Raw genomic sequence first — 2,124 nt, 5'->3', positions numbered from 1 at the left:
AAAATCTCCTTAATTAACTCCTTTTGTTCTTTGTATTTATCTGGCCGTTCCATTTGCTTTACCCAATAGTAATACGTACTACGGGCAATTTCGGCAATCTTAACTAACTCACTCACCTTAAAATCATGCCTTAACTCAAATATTATTTTTGCCTTTTCTTGTTCGGTGATTTTTCCTTTTCTTGAATTAAGGCCTGTAACTTTTTTAAATAGGCATTCTCCATGCGTAAACGCTCATTTTCAGCTTGTAATGCCTCCATTGAACCCTCTACAGGTAATGATTTTTTTGTTTCCTTTTTCATGGATGGACGCCCCTTTTTCTTTGGAAGTAGAGCGTCCACACCTGATTCTTCAACCTGCCTTTGCCATTGAAGAATTGTAGAAGGAGAAGAAATGTTATACACAGCCGCTGCTTGTTTAAAAGACGCTCCAAGTTCGCTCATATAATTTAGCACGTCCATTTTAAAATGAATATCATAGTTTGTATAGGATGAAATTAATCCATTTTCACCATTTTCTCTATATTGAGCTATCCAAGTTTCTAAGGGGGTTTTACTTACATTGAAACGCCTAGCAACTGCTCGAATAGACTCTTTTCCATTTAAATAGTCTAATACCGCCTCAAGTTTTAACTCAAATGAATATTTGGCCATAAAAAAACTGCACCTCCAATTGTTAGTTGTGTCTAACNTGAACTGAACCCAAAAAGTTAGACATGGGGTTTAGGCAGCTACTTGGGCATGAGTTCGGTATTGCACTGGACTCATGCCTTTTAACTTTGCCTTAATCCGTTTGTGGTTATAATAGTGAATGTATTTTTCTAACTCTATTTTAAAATGCTCCACACTCTCGAATTTCTTCAAATAAAGCAATTCAGACTTTAATAAGCCAAAGAAGTTCTCCATGACTGCGTTATCCAAGCAGTTCCCCTTACGGGACATACTTTGAATGATACCATGTTTTTTTAATGCAAATTGATACTGCTTCATCTGATAATGCCAGCCTTGATCAGAATGGAGGATGGGGGTTTCTCCCTCGTTTAATCGCTCAATGGCCTTGTCCAACATTTTAGAAACCAGTGGATATACAGGGCGTTGCTCTATATTATAAGCTATTATCTCACCATTATATAAGTCGAGAATGGGCGATAAATATAGCTTTTCCCCATGCAGGTGAAATTCTGTCACATCAGTCACCCACTTCTTGTTAGGCTTAGATGCATGAAAATCCCGTTCTAATATATTAGCTGTAGTTTTGCCCACTTGTCCTCGGTATGACCGATATTTTTTCATTCGAACGAGACATTTTAATCCCAGCTCATTCATTAGACGTCGGATCGTTTTATGATTGATTACATACCCTCTGTTGCGTAATTCTAATGTAATCCGACAGTAACCATAACGCCCCTGATGTTCCTCAAAAATCTCCTTAATTAACTCCTTCAGTTCTTTGTATTTATCTGGCCGTTCCATTTGCTTTACCCAATAGTAATACGTACTACGGGCAATTTCGGCAATCTTAACTAACTCACTCACCTTAAAATCATGCCTTAATTCAAATATTATTTTTGCCTTTTCTTGTTCGGTGATTTTTCCTTTTCTTGAATTAAGGCCTGTAACTTTTTTAAATAGGCATTCTCCATGCGTAAACGCTCATTTTCAGCTTGTAATGCCTCCATTGAACCCTCTACAGGTAATGATTTTTTTGTTTCCTTTTTCATGGATGGACGCCCCTTTTTCTTTGGAAATAGAGCGTCCACACCTGATTCTTCAACCTGCCTTTGCCATTGAAGAATTGTAGAAGGAGAAGAAATGTTATACACAGCCGCTGCTTGTTTAAAAGACGCTCCAAGTTCGCTCATATAATTTAGTACGTCCATTTTAAAATGAATATCATAGTTTGTATAGGATGAAATTAATCCATTTTCACCATTTTCTCTATATTGAGCTATCCAAGTTTCTAAGGGGGTTTTACTTACATTGAAACGCCTAGCAACTGCTCGAATAGACTCTTTTCCATTTAAATAGTCTAATACCGCCTCAAGTTTTAACTCAAATGAATATTTGGCCATAAAAAAACTGCACCTCCAATTGTTAGTTGTGTCTAACAATTGGGGTGCAGTTCA

At 37.0% G+C, this 2,124-nt stretch carries 2 protein-coding genes; both read right to left on the bottom strand.

Annotation, left to right across the window (positions count from 1 at the left end):
• Positions 1–142 precede the first annotated feature (142 nt).
• Complete coding sequence (locus C1726_RS24725; RefSeq protein ID WP_102275581.1) at positions 143–652, bottom strand: helix-turn-helix domain-containing protein; 510 nt, start codon at positions 650–652, stop codon at positions 143–145.
• A gap of 69 nt (positions 653–721) precedes the next feature.
• Positions 722–2,070, bottom strand: a protein-coding gene (locus C1726_RS24720; RefSeq protein ID WP_102275580.1) for an IS3 family transposase whose coding sequence is annotated in 2 segments (ribosomal slippage) — positions 722–1,611 and positions 1,611–2,070 — 1,350 coding nt in all. Because the reading frame shifts where the segments join, the coding sequence is not laid out codon by codon here.
• Positions 2,071–2,124 lie beyond the last annotated feature (54 nt).

It is taken from the genome of Cytobacillus massiliigabonensis (assembly GCF_900199725.1).
GTDB lineage: Bacteria > Bacillota > Bacilli > Bacillales > Cytobacillaceae > Cytobacillus > Cytobacillus massiliigabonensis.
Note: the sequence above shows the minus strand (reverse complement) of the source record. Positions and strands in the feature narration are given on the sequence as shown.